18 protein-coding genes and 3 tRNA genes are annotated in these 16,293 nt (G+C 67.7%); 3 read left to right on the top strand and 18 right to left on the bottom strand.

All coding sequences use genetic code 11. From position 1 onward, the window contains the following. The first annotated feature begins 159 nt into the window (after positions 1–159). Positions 160–582, top strand: coding sequence for a TfoX/Sxy family protein (locus tag VI056_10000; protein HEY6203367.1), 423 nt, complete (start codon positions 160–162; stop codon positions 580–582). 9 nt (positions 583–591) lie between these two features. Here VI056_10000 and VI056_10005 read toward each other — a convergent pair. Together VI056_10005 and VI056_10010 are read right to left on the bottom strand one after the other, a co-directional pair. Next, positions 592–665: transfer RNA gene (locus VI056_10005), tRNA-Val, on the bottom strand. Between the two features lies 1 nt (position 666). Beyond that, complete coding sequence (locus VI056_10010; GenBank protein HEY6203368.1) at positions 667–1,170, bottom strand: hypothetical protein; 504 nt, start codon at positions 1,168–1,170, stop codon at positions 667–669. A gap of 68 nt (positions 1,171–1,238) precedes the next feature. On the opposite strand from VI056_10010, the gene VI056_10015 reads away from it, so the two are divergent. Beyond that, positions 1,239–1,658 carry a CoA-binding protein gene (locus VI056_10015; protein HEY6203369.1) on the top strand — a complete coding sequence of 140 codons (420 nt, stop codon included), beginning with the start codon at positions 1,239–1,241 and terminating at the stop codon, positions 1,656–1,658. Positions 1,659–1,662: 4 nt separating this feature from the next. Here the strand turns inward: VI056_10015 and VI056_10020 are convergent, their stop codons facing one another. Together VI056_10020 and VI056_10025 are read right to left on the bottom strand one after the other, a co-directional pair. Next, complete coding sequence (locus VI056_10020; GenBank protein ID HEY6203370.1) at positions 1,663–2,169, bottom strand: hypothetical protein; 507 nt, start codon at positions 2,167–2,169, stop codon at positions 1,663–1,665. Positions 2,170–2,190: 21 nt separating this feature from the next. Further along, positions 2,191–2,496: a hypothetical protein gene (locus VI056_10025; GenBank protein ID HEY6203371.1), complete on the bottom strand. Its 306-nt coding sequence runs from the start codon at positions 2,494–2,496 to the stop codon at positions 2,191–2,193. An 850-nt stretch (positions 2,497–3,346) separates the two neighbouring features. Here VI056_10025 and VI056_10030 point away from each other — a divergent pair. Beyond that, positions 3,347–3,430 (top strand) — tRNA-Leu (locus tag VI056_10030). Positions 3,431–3,445: 15 nt separating this feature from the next. Here VI056_10030 and VI056_10035 read toward each other — a convergent pair. The 14 genes from VI056_10035 to rapZ all read right to left on the bottom strand — a co-directional run bounded on the left by VI056_10035 (position 3,446) and on the right by rapZ (position 16,287). Next, positions 3,446–4,834, bottom strand: a complete 1,389-nt coding sequence (locus VI056_10035; GenBank protein ID HEY6203372.1) for an MATE family efflux transporter — start codon at positions 4,832–4,834, stop codon at positions 3,446–3,448. Next, complete coding sequence (gene selD, locus VI056_10040) at positions 4,831–5,874, bottom strand: selenide, water dikinase SelD (protein ID HEY6203373.1); 1,044 nt, start codon at positions 5,872–5,874, stop codon at positions 4,831–4,833. The genes VI056_10035 and selD overlap by 4 nt, the downstream gene beginning before the upstream one ends. A 34-nt stretch (positions 5,875–5,908) precedes the next feature. Further along, on the bottom strand, positions 5,909–6,049 hold the full coding sequence (locus VI056_10045; GenBank protein ID HEY6203374.1) for a hypothetical protein: 141 nt from the start codon (positions 6,047–6,049) through the stop codon (positions 5,909–5,911). Positions 6,050–6,090: 41 nt separating this feature from the next. Beyond that, on the bottom strand, positions 6,091–7,233 hold the full coding sequence (locus VI056_10050; GenBank protein ID HEY6203375.1) for an FAD-binding oxidoreductase: 1,143 nt from the start codon (positions 7,231–7,233) through the stop codon (positions 6,091–6,093). A gap of 18 nt (positions 7,234–7,251) precedes the next feature. Continuing rightward, positions 7,252–8,106, bottom strand: a complete 855-nt coding sequence (locus tag VI056_10055) for a M55 family metallopeptidase (GenBank protein HEY6203376.1) — start codon at positions 8,104–8,106, stop codon at positions 7,252–7,254. A gap of 31 nt (positions 8,107–8,137) precedes the next feature. After that, positions 8,138–8,221 (bottom strand) — tRNA-Leu (locus VI056_10060). Between the two features lie 12 nt (positions 8,222–8,233). After that, entirely contained in the window at positions 8,234–8,803 is a 570-nt protein-coding gene (locus VI056_10065; protein HEY6203377.1) for a hypothetical protein, read from the bottom strand. 313 nt (positions 8,804–9,116) lie between these two features. Beyond that, positions 9,117–10,754: a peptide ABC transporter substrate-binding protein gene (locus VI056_10070; GenBank protein ID HEY6203378.1), complete on the bottom strand. Its 1,638-nt coding sequence runs from the start codon at positions 10,752–10,754 to the stop codon at positions 9,117–9,119. Then, positions 10,755–10,976 (bottom strand): preprotein translocase subunit SecG, encoded by a 222-nt coding sequence (secG, locus tag VI056_10075; protein HEY6203379.1) that lies wholly within the window; start codon positions 10,974–10,976, stop codon positions 10,755–10,757. 20 nt (positions 10,977–10,996) lie between these two features. After that, complete coding sequence (locus VI056_10080) at positions 10,997–12,409, bottom strand: hypothetical protein (protein ID HEY6203380.1); 1,413 nt, start codon at positions 12,407–12,409, stop codon at positions 10,997–10,999. Next, positions 12,409–13,917, bottom strand: coding sequence for a 2,3-bisphosphoglycerate-independent phosphoglycerate mutase (gene gpmI / locus VI056_10085; protein ID HEY6203381.1), 1,509 nt, complete (start codon positions 13,915–13,917; stop codon positions 12,409–12,411). Before gpmI ends, VI056_10080 begins: the two co-directional genes overlap by 1 nt. Beyond that, on the bottom strand, positions 13,914–14,669 hold the full coding sequence (gene tpiA, locus VI056_10090) for a triose-phosphate isomerase (protein ID HEY6203382.1): 756 nt from the start codon (positions 14,667–14,669) through the stop codon (positions 13,914–13,916). The genes gpmI and tpiA overlap by 4 nt, the downstream gene beginning before the upstream one ends. After that, entirely contained in the window at positions 14,666–15,397 is a 732-nt protein-coding gene (whiA, locus tag VI056_10095; protein ID HEY6203383.1) for a DNA-binding protein WhiA, read from the bottom strand. The genes tpiA and whiA overlap by 4 nt, the downstream gene beginning before the upstream one ends. Before the next feature lie 11 nt (positions 15,398–15,408). After that, positions 15,409–16,287 carry an RNase adapter RapZ gene (gene rapZ, locus VI056_10100; protein HEY6203384.1) on the bottom strand — a complete coding sequence of 293 codons (879 nt, stop codon included), beginning with the start codon at positions 16,285–16,287 and terminating at the stop codon, positions 15,409–15,411. Positions 16,288–16,293: the final 6 nt, after the last annotated feature.

Consider the following 16,293-nt stretch of genomic DNA (forward strand, 5'->3'; position numbering starts at 1 on the left):
GCACCTCCGAGGGCCTGGGCCTTCAATCTGCACCGGCTGCTCGACGGCCATGGTTATCGCGAGCTCGAGCTGCACATCCAGCAGCGTCAGCAGGGCACCTTTCCAGGTCAACTAGCGACCTCGGCGGGACGTAGACCATTTAGCTAGAGTCCGACCCACGTGAAAGCCTGGAAGAAGACATCACCTGAGCTGCTCGCCGCGTTTGACAAGGCAGTGCCGGCCTCGCCGAGAGTCACCCGCCGGCCCATGTTCGGCTACGCGAGCGCGTTCGTGAACGGGAACATGTTCGCCGGTACATTCCAGGACTCGATCGTGGTGCGCCTCGCCGAGACCGATCGGGCCGCGCTGCTGAAGCTGAAGGGCGCCGCTCCGTTCGAGCCGATGGGTCACCCGATGAAGGAGTACGTCGTCGTACCTGCCTCGATCGTGTCGAAGCCAAAGGAGCTCGGCGCGTGGATCGAGCGCGCGCACCGCCACGGACTGACGCTGCCCGCCAAGACCACCGCGAAGAAGACCGCCGCCTCGAAAAAGACCGTCGCAGCGACGAAGACAACAGCCAGGAAGACAGCGGAGAAGCGCTAAGGATCTCGGTGGGCGACCTCGGGCTCGAACCGAGGACCTTCTGCGTGTAAAGCAGACGCTCTAACCAGCTGAGCTAGTCGCCCGTCATGAGTATGAAGGCGCATGACGCTCCACCGCGAGCCACGGCATCGGCGGCAGCGGGAAAAGCCGCACGTTGCGACCGGCGAGCACGAGCGCGTCGGCGATGCCCTCGAGCCGGCCGAGCTGCGTCGCGAAGAAGTCCATCCGCTCGGCGTCGCGCTCGCCGAGCGGCCACTCCGCACCGCCGCGCCGCGCGATCATCTGCCACAGCTGGAAGTAGTCGCGCGTGATGTCGTCGGCGCGCTCGGCGAGCTGCACCTGGTAGCGGCAGCGCGACAGGCGAAGGCTCGCCGTCTCGAACGACGACAAGCGGCCGAGCGCGGCGAGGAAGTCGGCGCGCAGGCGGATCGACTCCTCACTGCCGGGAAGTGCGCGCGAACGGCGGTACGTGCGCGCCCGCAGCTTCGCTTGCACGGACAGCTCGCGGTGCCGCTCGTCGAGTCGCTTGTGGAAGCGCTCGCCGCCGACCGCGATCGTGGACCAGATGACGGGTGCGCGTGGTGGCATGTCGCTCGCGATTATCCTGCCGGCGATGCAGTGTTCAAGACTTCCGCGCGAACGGGTAGCGTGAGATAATGAACGACGCCGCCCTCATCAACGAGCTCCTCGCGGGCGAGCGCACGATCGCCGTCGTCGGCTATTCCACCGATCCCACACGGCCGAGCAACTCCGTGTCTCGCTACCTGCGCGGCAAGGGCTTCCGGATCGTTCCGGTGAATCCAAGGCTGCGCGGCGCGATCGTCGACGGCGAGCAGTCATACGACCATCTCGTCGATATCCCGGCCACGACACGCATCGATTTCGTCGACGTGTTCCGGCGAGGCGAGTTCCTGGACGCGGTCGTCGACGACGCGGTCGCCGCGAAGATGCCGGCCATCTGGTTCCAACTCGATCTCGGCAACATCGACGCGGCGCGACGGGCGGAAGCCGCGGGACTCGGCGTGGTCTGGGATCGCTGCACGGCCATCGAGCACCGACGCCTCCGCGCCGGCTAGCGCCTCACATGCGGCTGCGCGGCGTGAGGCTGATCTCCTTCGATACGTCCTCCCCCGCGGCGACGCGTGACCAGAACGGATCGAGCTCGACGCGCGAGTTCGCCTGGCGCAGCAGCGTGATCAAAGGCACGAAGCTCCGAAGGCGATACGGCTTCGTGTTCACCTTGACGGTGGAGTCGCGGCCACGCGCGACGAAGAACGGCGCGGATACGCCGGAGTGCGCGCCCGGGTAGCGCTTCGCATCGATGCGCTGCAGCGAGCCGATGGGGACACGCTCCTGGTGTAAGCCGAAATTCGTGCGGAACACGACCGCATCCCCCTCGAGCGCGAGCGTCGTGAAGTACGCCTGGTTCACCACGATGAGGATGTTCACCGCCAGCAGCAGCAACCCGATCACGATCATCACCGGGTCGCCGCTGCTCGCGCCGAACACGAGCACCGCGAGCGCGGCGAGCGGGAAGAACGTGAACGAGGGCCACAGGAGCGCCAGGTCGGGACGGACCTGAGTCATGTTGCGAGTCTAGGTCGGGCGTCACACCACATCGATGGCCAAGCGGCGCTCGACCTCGTCGAGCGCGGCGCGAACGCGCGGGTCGTCATCGTCGGCGAGACGTGCGTTGTAGAAATCCCGCAACCGCCGCAGACCGTCGCGGATCGCGAGCGGCACGTAGCCGAGGTCGGCCGTCTGGCTCGCGATCCGGTACTCGAGCTCCGCGGCTCGGTAGCAGTTGCGGCACACGAAGACCGGGCGCTCGACACCGTTATCGAGCACGCGCGTCGGGTGTGCGTCCGCGCTGATGTCTTCCGCGCGGCAGCGCGGACACCGGTGGAGGGCCATCCTGCCGATTCTCGGCCTTGTCGCACGAAATAGCAGGCCGTTTGACGCTTTTGTGTGACAACACAGACGGGCGCTTGCGCGTAGATGTATCCGCATGGGAAAGGGTCGGGCCAAGGGGCTGACGGCGGCGACGGATCCGCGTGTAGCACGCAGGGCGGAAGGGCATCGGGGAAAACTGTATGTCCGACCGCACTCCATTGGAGAAACTCGGGTGGAGTGTTCGCACCGCGACGACGCTGCCCCTGGCCTGGTCAGACCCGATGGCATACGTCGTTGGGCTCACCGCAACCGATGGTTGCCTCACTCACGGTCGACGCCGCTCGATCAACTTCAAGTCAGAAGACTTCGAGCTCGTGTCACGTTACTTGGCCCTGCTTGGACGGACGAACAGGATCGGCGTGGAGCTGACCCGCGAAGGCAACTTCGTTTACCACACGCAGTTCGGCGATGCACGCCTGACGTCCCCGACTCGAATGTGTCCCACCTCGTCCGAGGACTGCTCGACGGTGATGGATCGATCCTGAATTACATGTACGAGGGAACGGGTAAGGCAAGGGGCACGTATGAGGCACTCCGAACAGTCTTCAACTCGGCGAGTCGCGCACACATCGAATGGCTCCGCGCACGTCTACGGTCGCAACTAGAGATCTGGGGATCGATCGGCACGCACCAGCCGAGCAACCGGATCCATCCGATGCATCGGCTCGCGTACGCGAACCACGAGTCGTCTCGACTCCTGCCATGGCTGTATTCGGGACTCGATGTTCCGTGCCTCCAGCGAAAACGAGTCATCTGGGACTCCTACGCAGCGCGCCATGAACTCGACCCGTCGTAAACTGAAGTCTCACCCGCCCAGGTGGTGTAATTGGCAGCCACGCGAGTTCGAGGGGCTCGTGTCCGAAAGGACGTGCGGGTTCAAGTCCCGCCCTGGGCACCGACGCCGTCCCGATCAGACCCTCACCCTCGCCCACGCCCCGCTCCGGAATCGGATCGCGAGCAGGGCCGCACGGACGAAGTAGTCGATCGTGACACCGAGCCAGATCCCGGTGAGACCGAGCCCGAAGACGAACGCGAACATGTATGCAAGCGGGAGCCGGACGAGGAACCAGTTCACGAGTGACACGACGAGCGGGTAGCGCGTGTCGCCGGCACCGCGTAAGGCGCCACCGAGCGCGAAGATCACGGCCTGCGCGGGCTGACCCACGCCGACGACCGCGAGCGCACCGACTCCCGCGATCACGACGGCACTGGAGATCGTGAAGATGCCGAGCAGGAGACCCGGGAGAACGACGAACGCGATCCCCGCGGCGGTCGCCCAGACCAGCGCCATACCCGTGGCCGCCCAGCCAGCGCGGCGCGCACGGTCCGGATCGCGCATCCCGAGGGCCTGCCCGACCAGCGCGCTCGCGGCCGCGGAGAACCCGATGCACGGGAAGAAGGAGAACGTCTCGATCTGCCCGATGATCTGATGCGCCGCGACATCGACCGTGGTCAGGCGGAACACGAGCCCCGACAGGAACAGGATCCCGAAGCTGAACGTCGCGCTCTCGAGGCCTGACGGCAGGCTGATCGCGAAGAGCGTGCGCGTCGTCTGCCGGGTGATGTGCCAGGGTCCGCCGGCGACGCTCAGCCCGGCGCGACCGCGCCAGAGCAGCACGAGCATCGCGCACAGCCCCAGCACCCAGCTGACCGACGAGGCATAGGCCGAGCCCATCGGTCCGATCTTCAGCACATCGATGAAAAGGTACGCGAGGGCGACGCTGATCACGACGCTTGCGCCCGACAGGAACATCGGCGTGCGGGTATCGCCGGCCGCGCGCATCGCGGACGTACCGATGAGCCACACCGTCACCGCGCCATTCGCGGCGCCGACGACCGCGAGGAACGGCGCACCGATCGCGACGATCTCCTCGTCCGCTCCGAGAAGGCGGAGAAGCGGCGCCGAGAACAGCACGAAGAACACGCCGAACGCAACGCCAGCGATCGCACCGAGCAACAGCGACTGCCGCGTCGCGTCCTCGGCTTCCGCGACGCGCCCCTCGCCCATGCGGCGGCTCACGACCGCGATCGTGCCGATCGCGAGCGAGCGCCAGACCGGGAACATCAGGAAGAGGAAGCTGGACGCTGCCCCAACGCCGGCCGTGGCCGCGGCTCCGAGATGCCCGACGAACGCGAAGACGACTGCCGTACCGGCCGCGCTGACCGACTGCTCGATGATGCCGGGCCACGCGAGCTCGAGCGCGGCGCGACTCGGGGAGAGCCGCGCGAGCTCCGCGGCTCTCGCGCTTGGTGCTGGTGCCTCTTCTACCTCGACCGAATCGGCCTGCTGGATGCTCACGCCGTGACGATGACGCCCTGACCTTCGGTCACCTCTCCGATGCGCGTCGCGCTCACGCCGTGCTTCGCTCGCGCGCTCTCCCACGCATCCGCATGCGCGGCCGGCACTCCGACGAGCAGCCCACCCGACGTCTGCGGGTCGAGCAGTAGCGTGCGAAGCACGTCCTCAACACCGTCGAACCGAACGCGCCCGCCCTCAAGGAAGTGCGCCATGTTGCGCTCGAGACCGCCGAAGCTCGCGCCGTGCGCGTGCTCGCGCGCAGCGGGAAGCAGCGGCACGAGACTCCCGCGGATCCGCACGCGGACCTTCGACTGTTCCGCCATCTCGTGCGCGTGACCGGCCAGCGCGAAGCCCGTCACGTCGGTCGCCGCGTGGACGCCGGCCTCGACCGCCGCGCGAGCGGCGCCGCGGTTCAGTGTCACCATCGACGCGACAACTGATGCGAGATCCTCCGGCGGGAGCGCGCCATTCTTGTGCGCCGTCGTGAGCACGCCGGTGCCGATCGGCTTGGTGAGCCAGAGCGCGTCGCCGGGACGAAGGGCGTTCTTGCGCAGGATGTGATCCGGGTGAACGCGACCGGTCACCGCAAGACCGTACTTCGGCTCGCGGTCGATCACGGTGTGACCGCCGGCCACGACACCGCCCGCCTCGCGGACCTTGTCGACGCCTCCTCGGAACAGCGTCTCGAGCTGCTCGAGCGACACATCCTCGGGCCACGCGGCGATCTGCAGCGCGAAGAGCACCTCACCACCCATCGCGAACACGTCGGACATCGCGTTCGCCGCTCCGATCGCACCTGACGCGTAGGCGTCGTCGACGATCGGAGGGAAGAAATCGAGCGTCTCGACGATGGCCGTGTCTGGCGCGACGAGATACACCGCCGCGTCGTCGCTCGGCGCGAGGCCGACGAGCAACCCCGCGGGGCTCGACTGTTGCTGCAAAGGACGCAGGACCTGCGCCAGTGGGCCGGGGCCCAGCTTCGCGCCTCAGCCGGCGCAGGTCGCGAGCGTCGTCAGGCGGACCTCTTCGCGCGTGAACACTCGGTCAGTCTAGTAATCGGGCAGCTTTCGCTGGTCAGGGCAACGGAAGAGGACTGCGGATGGTCGTGTACCAGACACCGACCGCGAGCACGATGAGCAGGGCGGCGAGCGCGAGGTACTGCAGGGAGCGTCCGCGGCCAATGACGACGAGAAGCAGGAGTACGACAGCGCCCACGACGAGCGCGAGGTCGAGCGCGAGAAAGAGAGTCTGCGCGTTCAGATGACGTTGTGCTCCTTGATGAGGTCGCCGCGGCGGAACCGATCGTACGCGAGCGGCGTGAGGTCAAGGGAGCTCTTGCCGTCGACGATCAGCTCCGCGATCGCCTCACCGGTCGCCGGCGCGTGCATGATTCCATGCCCTGAGAAGCCGGCCGCGCAAAGGAATCCCGCGAGCCCCGGCGCGACGCCGATGATCGGATGCTTGTCGGGCGTGTCCTCATAGAAGCCGGCCCACCCGGTCTTCACCTTCGCGCGCTCGAGGATCGGCAGCCGGTAGAGCGCGCGCTCCACAAGGGTCGGCAGGAAGTCCCAGTTCACACTGGCGTCGAACCCCGGACCGTCTGTCGGATCGGCCATGCCCATGAGCACCCCGCCAGATTCGCGATGAAAGTAGAGCCCGCTCGCGAACTCGACAGTGAGCGGGAAGTCGCGGTCGAGACCCGGCACCGGATCGGTCACGAAGATCTGACGCCGCAGCGGCCGGATCGGAAGATCGATCCCCGCGAGCTGACCGACCTCCGCGCCCCAGGCGCCCGCCGCGTTGACGACCGCCGCGCACGCGATCTCGCCCTTCGCGGTGCGGACGGCGGTCACGCGATCGCCCTCGCGCGTGATCGCCGTGACGGCCTCATGTTCGCGGAACGCCACGCCCTTTTCCCGCGCCCGCGCGACGTAGCCATTGAGGAGGCTCGTTGGATCGCAGTAGCCGTCGCGCATGCACAGCGTCGCGAAGCGAAGGTCATCGACGCGAAGCTCCGGGAAGACCTGATGGACGCCGGCACCGTCGAGTCGTTCGACGGGTACGCCGAGGCGCTTCCACATCGCGAGCGACTCCTCGAACGGTGCGACATCGCGCTCCTCCGTGATCAGGAATAGATACCCGACCTGGCGGAGGTGCGGGTCAACGCCCATCTCTTCTTCGAAGTGTTCGATCCGCGGCAGCGACCGGAGCGACAGCCGCACGTTGATCTCCGTCGAGAACTGCAGGCGCACGCCGCCGGCGTTGCGTGTCGTCGAGCCGCCACCCAGCTGGTCGCGCTCGAGCACGACCACGTCGCGCACGCCACGCGCCGCGAGGTGGTACGCGATGGAAGCGCCGATGATGCCGCCCCCGACGATGACGACGTCTGCCCGCTCCACGCTGGGCGCGAGGGCCTCCTACGACTGCTCCGGCGGAACTGCCGCCGGAGCGATGCGGACCATCGCGAGCATGGCTTTGTACAGCTCGAGGTAGTCGCGCGAGGCGTACGCGACGGCGCGGGCGCCGCTGCGTCGCGTCGCCGGGATGAGCTCCGCCATGTCGGCCATCGCCGACGTGAGAAAGACGAGCTCGATCTCGTTCGAGCCCTTCGCCACGAGTGGCTTGAGCGTCGACGCGAGGCCGATCGCGCGCGCCGCGCCCTCGCGCAGCGCCTCCTGCACGCGACTCGGATGGATCATCTTCGCCGAGAAACGGCCGGTGGCGTCCTTCGTCTTCACGGTCACGACGTCGGAAACAAGCGCGCGACCCTCGCGGCACGTCGCGTCATCGCCCGCGACGAGCGAGACCGTCGTTCCGAAATGGCCGGCGAGGTATGCGTTGAGCGTGGTCTCGCCGACCGGCTTCCCGTTGAGGCGGCACTCGAAGATCGCGCGACTGGCGTATGTGTGATCGAGCACCGCCTTGGGATGTCCCGCGCGCCCGTGATACCCGACGAAGAAGCAGGTGTCGTATCCGCCGTCGATCCCTTGGCCCATGCTCCACGGCTTCGCGGTGCCGGTGACGAGCTCCGCGCGCGGGTCGAGATCGTCGGCGAAGATGTTGTGCATCGCACCGTGCGAGTCGTTCACCAGGATGCGGCGCGCGCCGGCGCTCGCCGCGCCATCGATGCACGCATTCGCCTCGTCGGCCATCCACTTACGCGCCCGCTCGTACTCGACGCCCTGCATCATCACGTGGGAATACGCGGCAACGCCGCCGAGTCCTTCCATGTCGATAGAGATCCACACACTCGTGGCGGCGCGCTTCGGCACGACGGCGATGGTAGGAGGTCGAAACCGACTGTGCCGACGGCGGGACTCGAACCCGCACCCGCTTACGCGGACCGCCTCCTGAAGACGGCGCCTCAGCCAATTGGGCTACGTCGGCGAAGATTCAATTCTACGGCGGCGTCGCGTTTCGGGGCACGCTGATCGAATGGCGGGTGGCGTATCCCGCCCACTTGCGCCACTTGCGTTCCAGCCGTGGAACGTCCTGGTCCGCATACATCGCCGGAAGCAAGACGCGCGAAGCCTGGTTCCCGTACTTCAACCGATAGAACGGATTCTTGTGACCCTCTCGCTCGAACTCCTCTATGTACCCGGAGAGGCGTAGGGCGCAATAGAGCCGTGCTTGGATCCACTCGACGTGTCTGCGGCTGGCGGAGCTGAAGAACGTCCATAGCCGCTCGTATCGGTAGCTTCGGTACGTGCTGACCGTCGGGTGGTGGATCAGGGTGTAGATCGTCCCGTCGCCGTCGATGAGGCCGCGCGCGAGCGGCATCAGATGCTCGTCCGGCACGTCGATCCCGCCTAGTACGAGACTCTTTCGCGGCATGAGCCCGATCGTCAGCAGCCAACGGTAGAGGACGACGTGGCTGAACTGCCCTCGAAACGCCCAGCCTCCGAAGTCGCTCTCAAAGCGGCGATACCGGATGTTCGGCCTGTCGACGAGGCCGAGGAGAGTGCGCATGAGGTCTTCGTCTTTGAGATGAAGGCGATGTGGCGGCCGTCTCCGTACAGGCAGCCGTCGGTCGCGATCAGGCCGACCGCGTACGCCAGTCGAGCCGTCCACTCGATCGCCCCGGGAGTGGTGCCTCGAGGTCGGTACTGAAGGCCGCGATGCGCCGCTGCCGCGCGTGCTACACGCCCGTCAGTCGTCGCTGTGAGGCCCCTGCTCCATCCCTTTCCGATCCACGTATCTACGCACAGATCGGCACGCTTGTGTTGTCACACAAATGTGTCGGCAGGCTGCTATTTCGTGTGACAAGGCATGTCGGCGGCGGCTAGCGGCGCGCCGTCCTCACATACCAGTCTTCGGCGTTCCAGAAACGCTCGCGCGGATCGCTGATGGGCGCGATCTTCAGGCCCTGCACCTGACGGTTCTGCGCGTAGAGGTAGTCGCTGAAGTACAGGAACACCACTGGCACGTCGTTCGCGATCGCCTGGAAGACCGGCGCGTAGAGCTCGCGCCGCTTCGCCTGATCGGTCGTGCGTCGCGCAGCTTCGAGGCTGCGGTCATTGCTCAGGGTCGAGTAACCCGAGAAGTTGTGCCCCGGGTCCTTGATCTCGGTCGAATGGAAGAACGAATACGGGTCGGGGTCACCGCTCACGCTGATCCCGATCAGCAGCGCGTCGTAGGTTCGTTCGCGCGCCGCCGTTTCCAGGAGCTCGGTGAATGGCATCGCCTTGAGCTCCACGCGCATGCCGATCGCGGACAGATCGTCGGAGATCTGTAGCGCGGCAGCCACGCGCGCCGGCTCGTTCGACGTCGTGATGGCGAAGGCGAGCTTCACCCCACCGCGGTCGCGAACGCCATCGCCGTCGTGATCCTTCCAATCCGCGGCATCGAGCAGAGCTTTCGCGTCCTCATAGGACCGCACGTAGCGCGTGACGTCCTTTATGTACGCCCACGAGGACTGCGGAACGAATTCGTCTGCGACGGCACCACGGCCGTCGGCCGCGAGCTGGAGCACGCGGCCGCGGTCGATCGCGGTCGCGATCGCTTGTCGCACCGCCCGGTCGCGGAACGTCGCCTTGTCCGGCCGCAGGTTCAGGAACAATGCGGTGAAGTCGTTGGTGCCGAAGCTGTAGAGGTTCGCGTTCTTTAGACCCCGGGCACGCTCCGCGTCTCCGGTGGACAGGCCGCCGACCCCATCGATCTCGCCGCGACCGAGCGCGGTGAGCGCTTCCGACGCGTCCGGATACGAGCGGAGCACGAGACGGTCGAGGTAGGGCCGCGTGCGATCCGGGGCGGTGCGATAGAAGGAGTCGTTGCGCGCGAGGACGGTCTGCCGCGCATCAGCCTCGATCACACGAAAGGGCCCGCTGCCGACCGGATGCTGGTTGAACGCGACGCGCGGCAGCCCCGAGTACTCGACCTTCGCGAGCAGGTGCGACGGCAGCAGCGGGACCGTCGTGCTCGCCGCGAACGGTCCGTACGCGTCCGGCAACGTGAACCGCACGACGCGATCGGTGACGCGGTCGACCCTTACGCCCCGGAACGCGTCGCTATACGGACCGACATAGGCCTTGTCCTGGAGCAGCGCGATCGTGTACACGACGTCGTCCGAGAGCACCGGCTTGCCGTCGTGCCACTTCGCGTCGTCTCGGATCTGGAAGGTCCAGACCTTTCCATCGTCGCTCGTCGTGAAGGACGCCGCGAGATCCGTTCGGATCGAACCGTCGCTCTGGTATCGGGTCAATCCGCTGAAGACGAGTCGGACGACGTCGTCGTCAACGGGAGTTGCGGCGAGGACGGGGTTCAGGAACTGCGCGGCGCTCGTCACGCCTTCGACGTACGTGCCCCCGTATGCGGGCACGATCGTCTTCGTCTCGGCCCGGTCGATCGCCACGGCAGCGCCACTGACGACGACCAAGAGCCCGATGAGAGCGACGACGATGAACTTGTCGCGGGCCCTCATTTAGGCGCTGGCTGAACGAGCGCCCAAGAGCGAAATGACCACGTAGACGACGATGAGGACGATCGTCAGCCTGAACAGCGTGCGCTCGAGCCCACGGCGGCTCCGGTATGCGGTCGACTCACCACCGAAGGTCGAGGACAGCCCGGTGCCGCGAGCCTGAAGCAGGATCGAGGCGCCGACGGCCACGGCAATGACGATCTGGGCGACCTGAAGAAGATCCACGGGGTCACTCCATTCTAGGACTAGCGGCGCGTGTACACGTAGAGCTGCTGGCACCACACGAACGCCCGGCAGAGCCCAAGAGTGCGCGTCGGCATCTGGTAGCGCTCTAACACCGCAGCCACGAGATCAGCATTCCAGCGTTGACGCGCGTAGCCGGGACCGACATCGAGCCCCTCGAGGTCGACTTCGGTCACGATCGCGTCGAACCGACCCCCGCGTACCGCTGCGAGCAACGCGGCCCCCTCGATCCGTCCGCTCCCGTAGAGCCGGGACCAAAGGAAGAGATCGTCGACCATCGGCTCACGCCCCGTCGCCACCAGGAGGCCGCTGTCTTCGACCAAGACGGTCCCGGGCACGTTGTCGCGCACGAAGGCGATGCGTTCCGGACTCCCCCATTTGCCAGTCGGCTGAAGAAGACTGGGAAAGCCCGCGAATGGATTGAGCAGGACGACCGCGAGCGTTAGCTGCCCGAGAGACGCCAGCGGGTACACAGGTCGGAGTGCGAGCCGCGGGGCGAGACTGGCTGCGGTCAGAGCGAGCGCCGCTGAGAGGTCAAGGAAGTAGTTGATCGTCGCTCCCTCGCGACCTCCGAGCAACAACACACCGACCGCGCCAGCGAGATATGCGGCAATCACAGCGTCGCGCGCGCGTGTCGCCACTGCGGTCCCGATCGGGACCGCCAACACCAGGGCGGCGACGAACAGGAGCCCGACCAGCAGTTCGAAGCGCCAGGGCAGCGCGTTCCAGTCAATAACGTGCAGACGCATTGCTTCGTCCGGCGGATACGTGAAGACGAATACGACCACGGCGGTAACCGCCCCGGCACCGAGCGCGCGGAGCGCGGCGAGCGGATCGCGCCTGGCCACGTACGCGAAGAGCGCAAGGCCGGGGACGAGCGCCGTCGGTTTCGCAAGCGCGGCGGCTCCTATGAGAGCGCCGGCGAGCACGTGATTCGGTCGGTCGCGTGCAAGAACGATCACCGCGCCGACGGTGAACGCCAGAGCGACGGGATCGGGCTTCAGCGCCGCGCCCCACTGCATCACGGGAACGGAGGCGATCCATCCGAATGCGAGCGTCGCGGCGACCAGCAAGCCGGCGGGGCGGGCGCGCCAGGCGATCGCGCCGGCGACGAACAGTGTTGCGACCACGCTAAGCACGCGGCCCGTCACGAAGGGATCGTCGCCGATACCCGCGAGATGAAAGAAGAGGGGCGGGTAGTTGGCCGCCGTAAAGATCGGATCCGCATCGAGCGAGAACAGGGGGTTGCTGTACTCGACATGCGCGCGCGCCAGGATCGCGGCGTGTGCGACGGCACCTTCGCCGTAGAGAACGGGGCCGCGCAGCGTGACCGCCCAGATCCAGCTCCCTATCACGATCAGTGCGAGCGCGGTCGCAACCGCCCCATAGATCCACCACGCGACACGCGTCCGCATCAGCGCGGCTGCAGCAGGGAGCGCCCGGTCATGCGATCGGGAACGGGCAGCCCGAGAAGGGTGATCAGCGTCGGCGCGATATCGCGCAGGCCGCCGTCTCGCAACGAGAATCGTGCGGCGTCGCGGGCGACGAAGACGACGGGCACCGGATTCATCGAATGCTGCGTGTTCCGCCCGCCGTCGGGGAACAACAGCTCCTCCGCATTCCCGTGATCGGCGGTGACGATGACGCAGCCGCCCGCGGCGAGCGCCGCGTCCACCACGCGCCCGACCGCGGCATCCGTCGCCGCCATCGCCGCGACCGTGGCGTCGAGGTCCCCGGTATGCCCGACCATGTCGGGATTCGCGAAGTTCACGACCGCGAAGTCATACGTGCGGCTCTGGATGGCCTTGACGAGCGTGTCGGCGACGCCCGCGGCGCTCATCTCAGGGTGCAGGTCGTAGGTCGCGACTTTGGACGAGGGGACGAGGATCCGGTCCTCACCAGGGAACGGCGGCTCGTGGCCGCCGTTGAAGAAATACGTCACGTGCGCGTACTTCTCCGTCTCGGCGGTATGGAACTGCTTCAGGCCGGCCTCGGACAGCAGCTCTGCCATCGGCACGACATCGGCGGGTGCGAACGCGACCCTCACGTCCGGGATGCCGACCTTGTATTCGGTGAGCGTCACGAAGGTCAGGTCATGGGGGACGCGCCTCCGCGGAAAGGCGTCGAAGTCCGCCTGCATGAGCGCCCACGTGAGCTGCCGCGCGCGATCGGGTCGGAAGTTGAAGAAGACGACGGCGTCGCGGTCCTGCATCGGCGCACCCTCGCGCACGACGTGGGGTTTCATGAGCTCATCGCTGCACGCGCTGTCCTTGTAGCAGAGCTCCACCGCGGCCGTCGCGGTCTCGCATCGTGGTCCGGCCGCGTCGACGATCGCGTCGTAGGCAAGCTCGGTGCGATCCCAACGCTTGTCGCGGTCCATCGCGAAGTAGCGGCCGTGCACCGTCGCGATCGGCGCCGAGACCTGCGGCAGGAGCTCGAGCGCGCTGCGCGGGGGCATGTCGCGGCCGTCAAGGAAGGCGTGCACGACGACGCGCGCCACGCGCTCGCGCTTCGCGAGCTCGATGAGCGCGGCGAGATGCTTCATGTCCGCATGCACCCCACCCGTGGAGATGAGCCCCATCAGGTGGAGCGTGCCCCGCTCGCGCACCGCGGCGCATGCCGCTCGCAGGACGGCGTTCTCAAAGAACGTGCCGTCGTCGATCGCGTCGTTGATGCGAACGAGCTCCTGGTACTGGATGTAGCCCGCGCCCATCGTCAGATGACCGACCTCGCTGTTGCCCATCACGCCGTCAGGCAGCCCGACGGCACGGCCGCTCGCCTCGAGCTTCGCGTGCGGGTAGCGCGCGAACAGCGCATCGAGGCGTGGCGTCTTGGCGCGCGTGACGGCGTTACCGGGGCCGTCCGGCGCGATCCCCCACCCATCGAGCACGCACAGCACGACCGGCCGGTACGCCGCCGTCACGCGAAGGCCCGCACGATCGCTCCGAACTCCTCGGCTTTCAGCGACGCGCCGCCCACGAGCGCGCCGTCGATCCCGTCCGCAGCCGCGAACTCGCCGACGCCGGCCGCGGTGACGCTGCCTCCATACAGGATCGGCGTGCGGTCGCCGGGGAGACCCGCGGCCTCGAGCGTGCGGCGGATGACACGTGCCGCAGCCGCCGCGTGCGCGCCGGTCGCGGGACGTCCGGTTCCGATGGCCCAGATCGGCTCGTATGCGATCACGAGCTGCACGGCGCGCTCGCGATCGGCCCGGAGCGGCGCGACATCCGCCGCGACCTGACGAGCGACCACGGCCTCGGCGTCGCCTACGAGATGTTGAGCCTCGCTCTCGCCGACGCAGAGCACGACGCGCAGCCCCGCGGCGATCGCGCGCGCGAGCTTTCGCGCGACGCGCGTGTCGTCGTCACCGAGATCGCGGCGCACCTCGGAGTGGCCGACGATCGTTCCCGCGACCAGCCCCGCGAGCATCGACGCCGCGATCTGCCCGGTGTACGCGCCCTTGTCCTCCCAGTGCACGTCCTGCGCGTAGACGAGGACATGCGTCCCGCGCACGGCGTCGGCCACTGCCGCAAGCGCGATCGCGGGCGGCGCGACTGCGACACCAACATCGCCCGCAGGCGCGGCGGACACGACCGCGCGCGCGAGCGCGACAGCGTCGGCGATCGTCGGTGGGTTCATCTTCCAGTTGCCCACCACCAGGCGCGCCCTCGTCATCGCAGAGCCTCGTCAATAACGCGGCGAAGACGCTGCCGCACCACCCACTTCGTGGTGTCGAGCCGCGCGGCGAGCTCCGCAAGCGTGGCCTCAGGCGCCCGAAGCCGCGCGGCTGCGGCGGCGCGCACCTCGACGGGCAGCCGCGCGAGCCGACCCGAGCGCGCCAACACGCGCACGGCCTCGATCTGATCGCGCGCCGCGGCGACCGCGCGCGCGAGATTCGCCGCGTCCGCGTTGACGCTCGCGTTCGTCCGGCCGCGCATCTCGCGCGAGACGCGCCGTGTCTCGAAGCGCAGCAGCGTCTCGCCCGCCCCCGCGTGACGCAAGAACGATGCGATCGCGTCGCCGTCGCGCAGCATCAGTACCGGCCGGCCGCGCCGTACGCGCGCGCGTGGAGCGAACCCTTCGCGCCTCAGCACGGCGCGCGCTCGCGTCGCCTCGCCACGCGGCGGCCGGACCTCGAGCAGGTAACCGGACGGTCCGGCCGAGACGGAGCCGCCGGCGAGGAACAGGCCACGCAAATAGGTGCGCCGGCAGCACTCACGCCGCAGTGAGGCACGACCGGCGACGAGCTCGGCCGCGTGAGCGACACGCCGGGCGGGAGCGCCGAGATGCTCGGCACGCGGGAGAAGCGCAGCCAGCACGCGACGATCACAGTCGCGCGGGAGCACGCGCGCCAGCTCGGCCTTCACCTCTTCGGACAGCGGCGAACGCTGCGCCCTGGTCACGCCGCGTCGGCTCAGGTGACCACCTCCGGGCGCCCGACGTCGCGGTGCTCGACGGTGATCTCGCCCGGCCAGAAGTCCTTCAACCGTTTCGCCACTTCGTCCGCGATCACGACAGAGCGATGCCAGCCGCCGGTACAGCCGAAAGCCACACCGAGACGTGCCTTCTTCTCGTCCTCGTACCGCGGCAGTGCGAATCGCAGCAGCGGCATGAGATACGACAGGAACTCTTGCGTCGCCGGGTGGCCCAACACGAAGTCGCGCACCGCGGAGTCCCGACCGGTCTTCGGCCGCAGCTCCGGTATGTAGAACGGGTTCTCCATGAAGCGCACGTCGAATACAAGATCGGCCGCGGGGGGAACGCCGTTCTTGTATCCGAAGCTCGTCACGTGGACGAGCATCCCGGTGGTCGCGCCGCCATAAAGCGAGTGGAGCGTGTCGCGAAGGTCTTTGACTGTCAGATACGTGGTGTCGATGACCTTGTCGGCCCGAGCACGCAGCGCGACGAGGACGCGCCGTTCTTCGTCGATCGAAGGCTGCACTCCTCCCGCGGTCTCCAGCGGATGGCGGTGGCGGGTCTCGCTGTACCGGCGCAGCAGCACATCGTCGGACGCGTCGAAGAAGAGGATGTGCGGACGATCGCCCGCGGCGGCGAGCTCGTCGAGGGCGGCGCTCGCCTCGGCGAACAGCGCGCCGCTGCGAGCGTCGATCACGAACGCGACGCGTGGATGCCCGCCGCGCCGGCACACGTCGATCGTCGTCTTCATCAGCGCCGGCGGGAGGTTATCGAGCGTGTAGTAGTCGAGGTCCTCGAAGACCTTCACCGCCTGCGATTTGCCCGAACCGGAGAGGCCAGTCACGACGACGAAATCGGGCGCACCCTTCGTCGCCATCACGCG

The sequence above is a fragment of the Candidatus Limnocylindria bacterium genome, from assembly GCA_036523395.1.
In the GTDB taxonomy this organism is placed as follows: domain Bacteria; phylum Chloroflexota; class Limnocylindria; order P2-11E; family P2-11E; genus CF-39.

Bases quoted from the DNA above. Each gene is read 5' to 3' on its own strand.
- tpiA (HEY6203382.1), bottom strand. From the start codon at position 14,669: ATGACGAGGGCGCGCCTGGTGGTGGGCAACTGGAAGATGAACCCACCG.
- VI056_10025 (HEY6203371.1), bottom strand. From the start codon at position 2,496: ATGGCCCTCCACCGGTGTCCGCGCTGCCGCGCGGAAGACATCAGCGCG.
- VI056_10080 (HEY6203380.1), bottom strand. From the start codon at position 12,409: ATGCGGACGCGTGTCGCGTGGTGGATCTATGGGGCGGTTGCGACCGCG.
- VI056_10015 (HEY6203369.1), top strand. From the start codon at position 1,239: ATGAACGACGCCGCCCTCATCAACGAGCTCCTCGCGGGCGAGCGCACG.
- rapZ (HEY6203384.1), bottom strand. From the start codon at position 16,287: ATGGCGACGAAGGGTGCGCCCGATTTCGTCGTCGTGACTGGCCTCTCC.
- VI056_10010 (HEY6203368.1), bottom strand. From the start codon at position 1,170: ATGCCACCACGCGCACCCGTCATCTGGTCCACGATCGCGGTCGGCGGC.
- VI056_10065 (HEY6203377.1), bottom strand. From the start codon at position 8,803: ATGCGCACTCTCCTCGGCCTCGTCGACAGGCCGAACATCCGGTATCGC.
- VI056_10020 (HEY6203370.1), bottom strand. From the start codon at position 2,169: ATGACTCAGGTCCGTCCCGACCTGGCGCTCCTGTGGCCCTCGTTCACG.
- VI056_10070 (HEY6203378.1), bottom strand. From the start codon at position 10,754: ATGAGGGCCCGCGACAAGTTCATCGTCGTCGCTCTCATCGGGCTCTTG.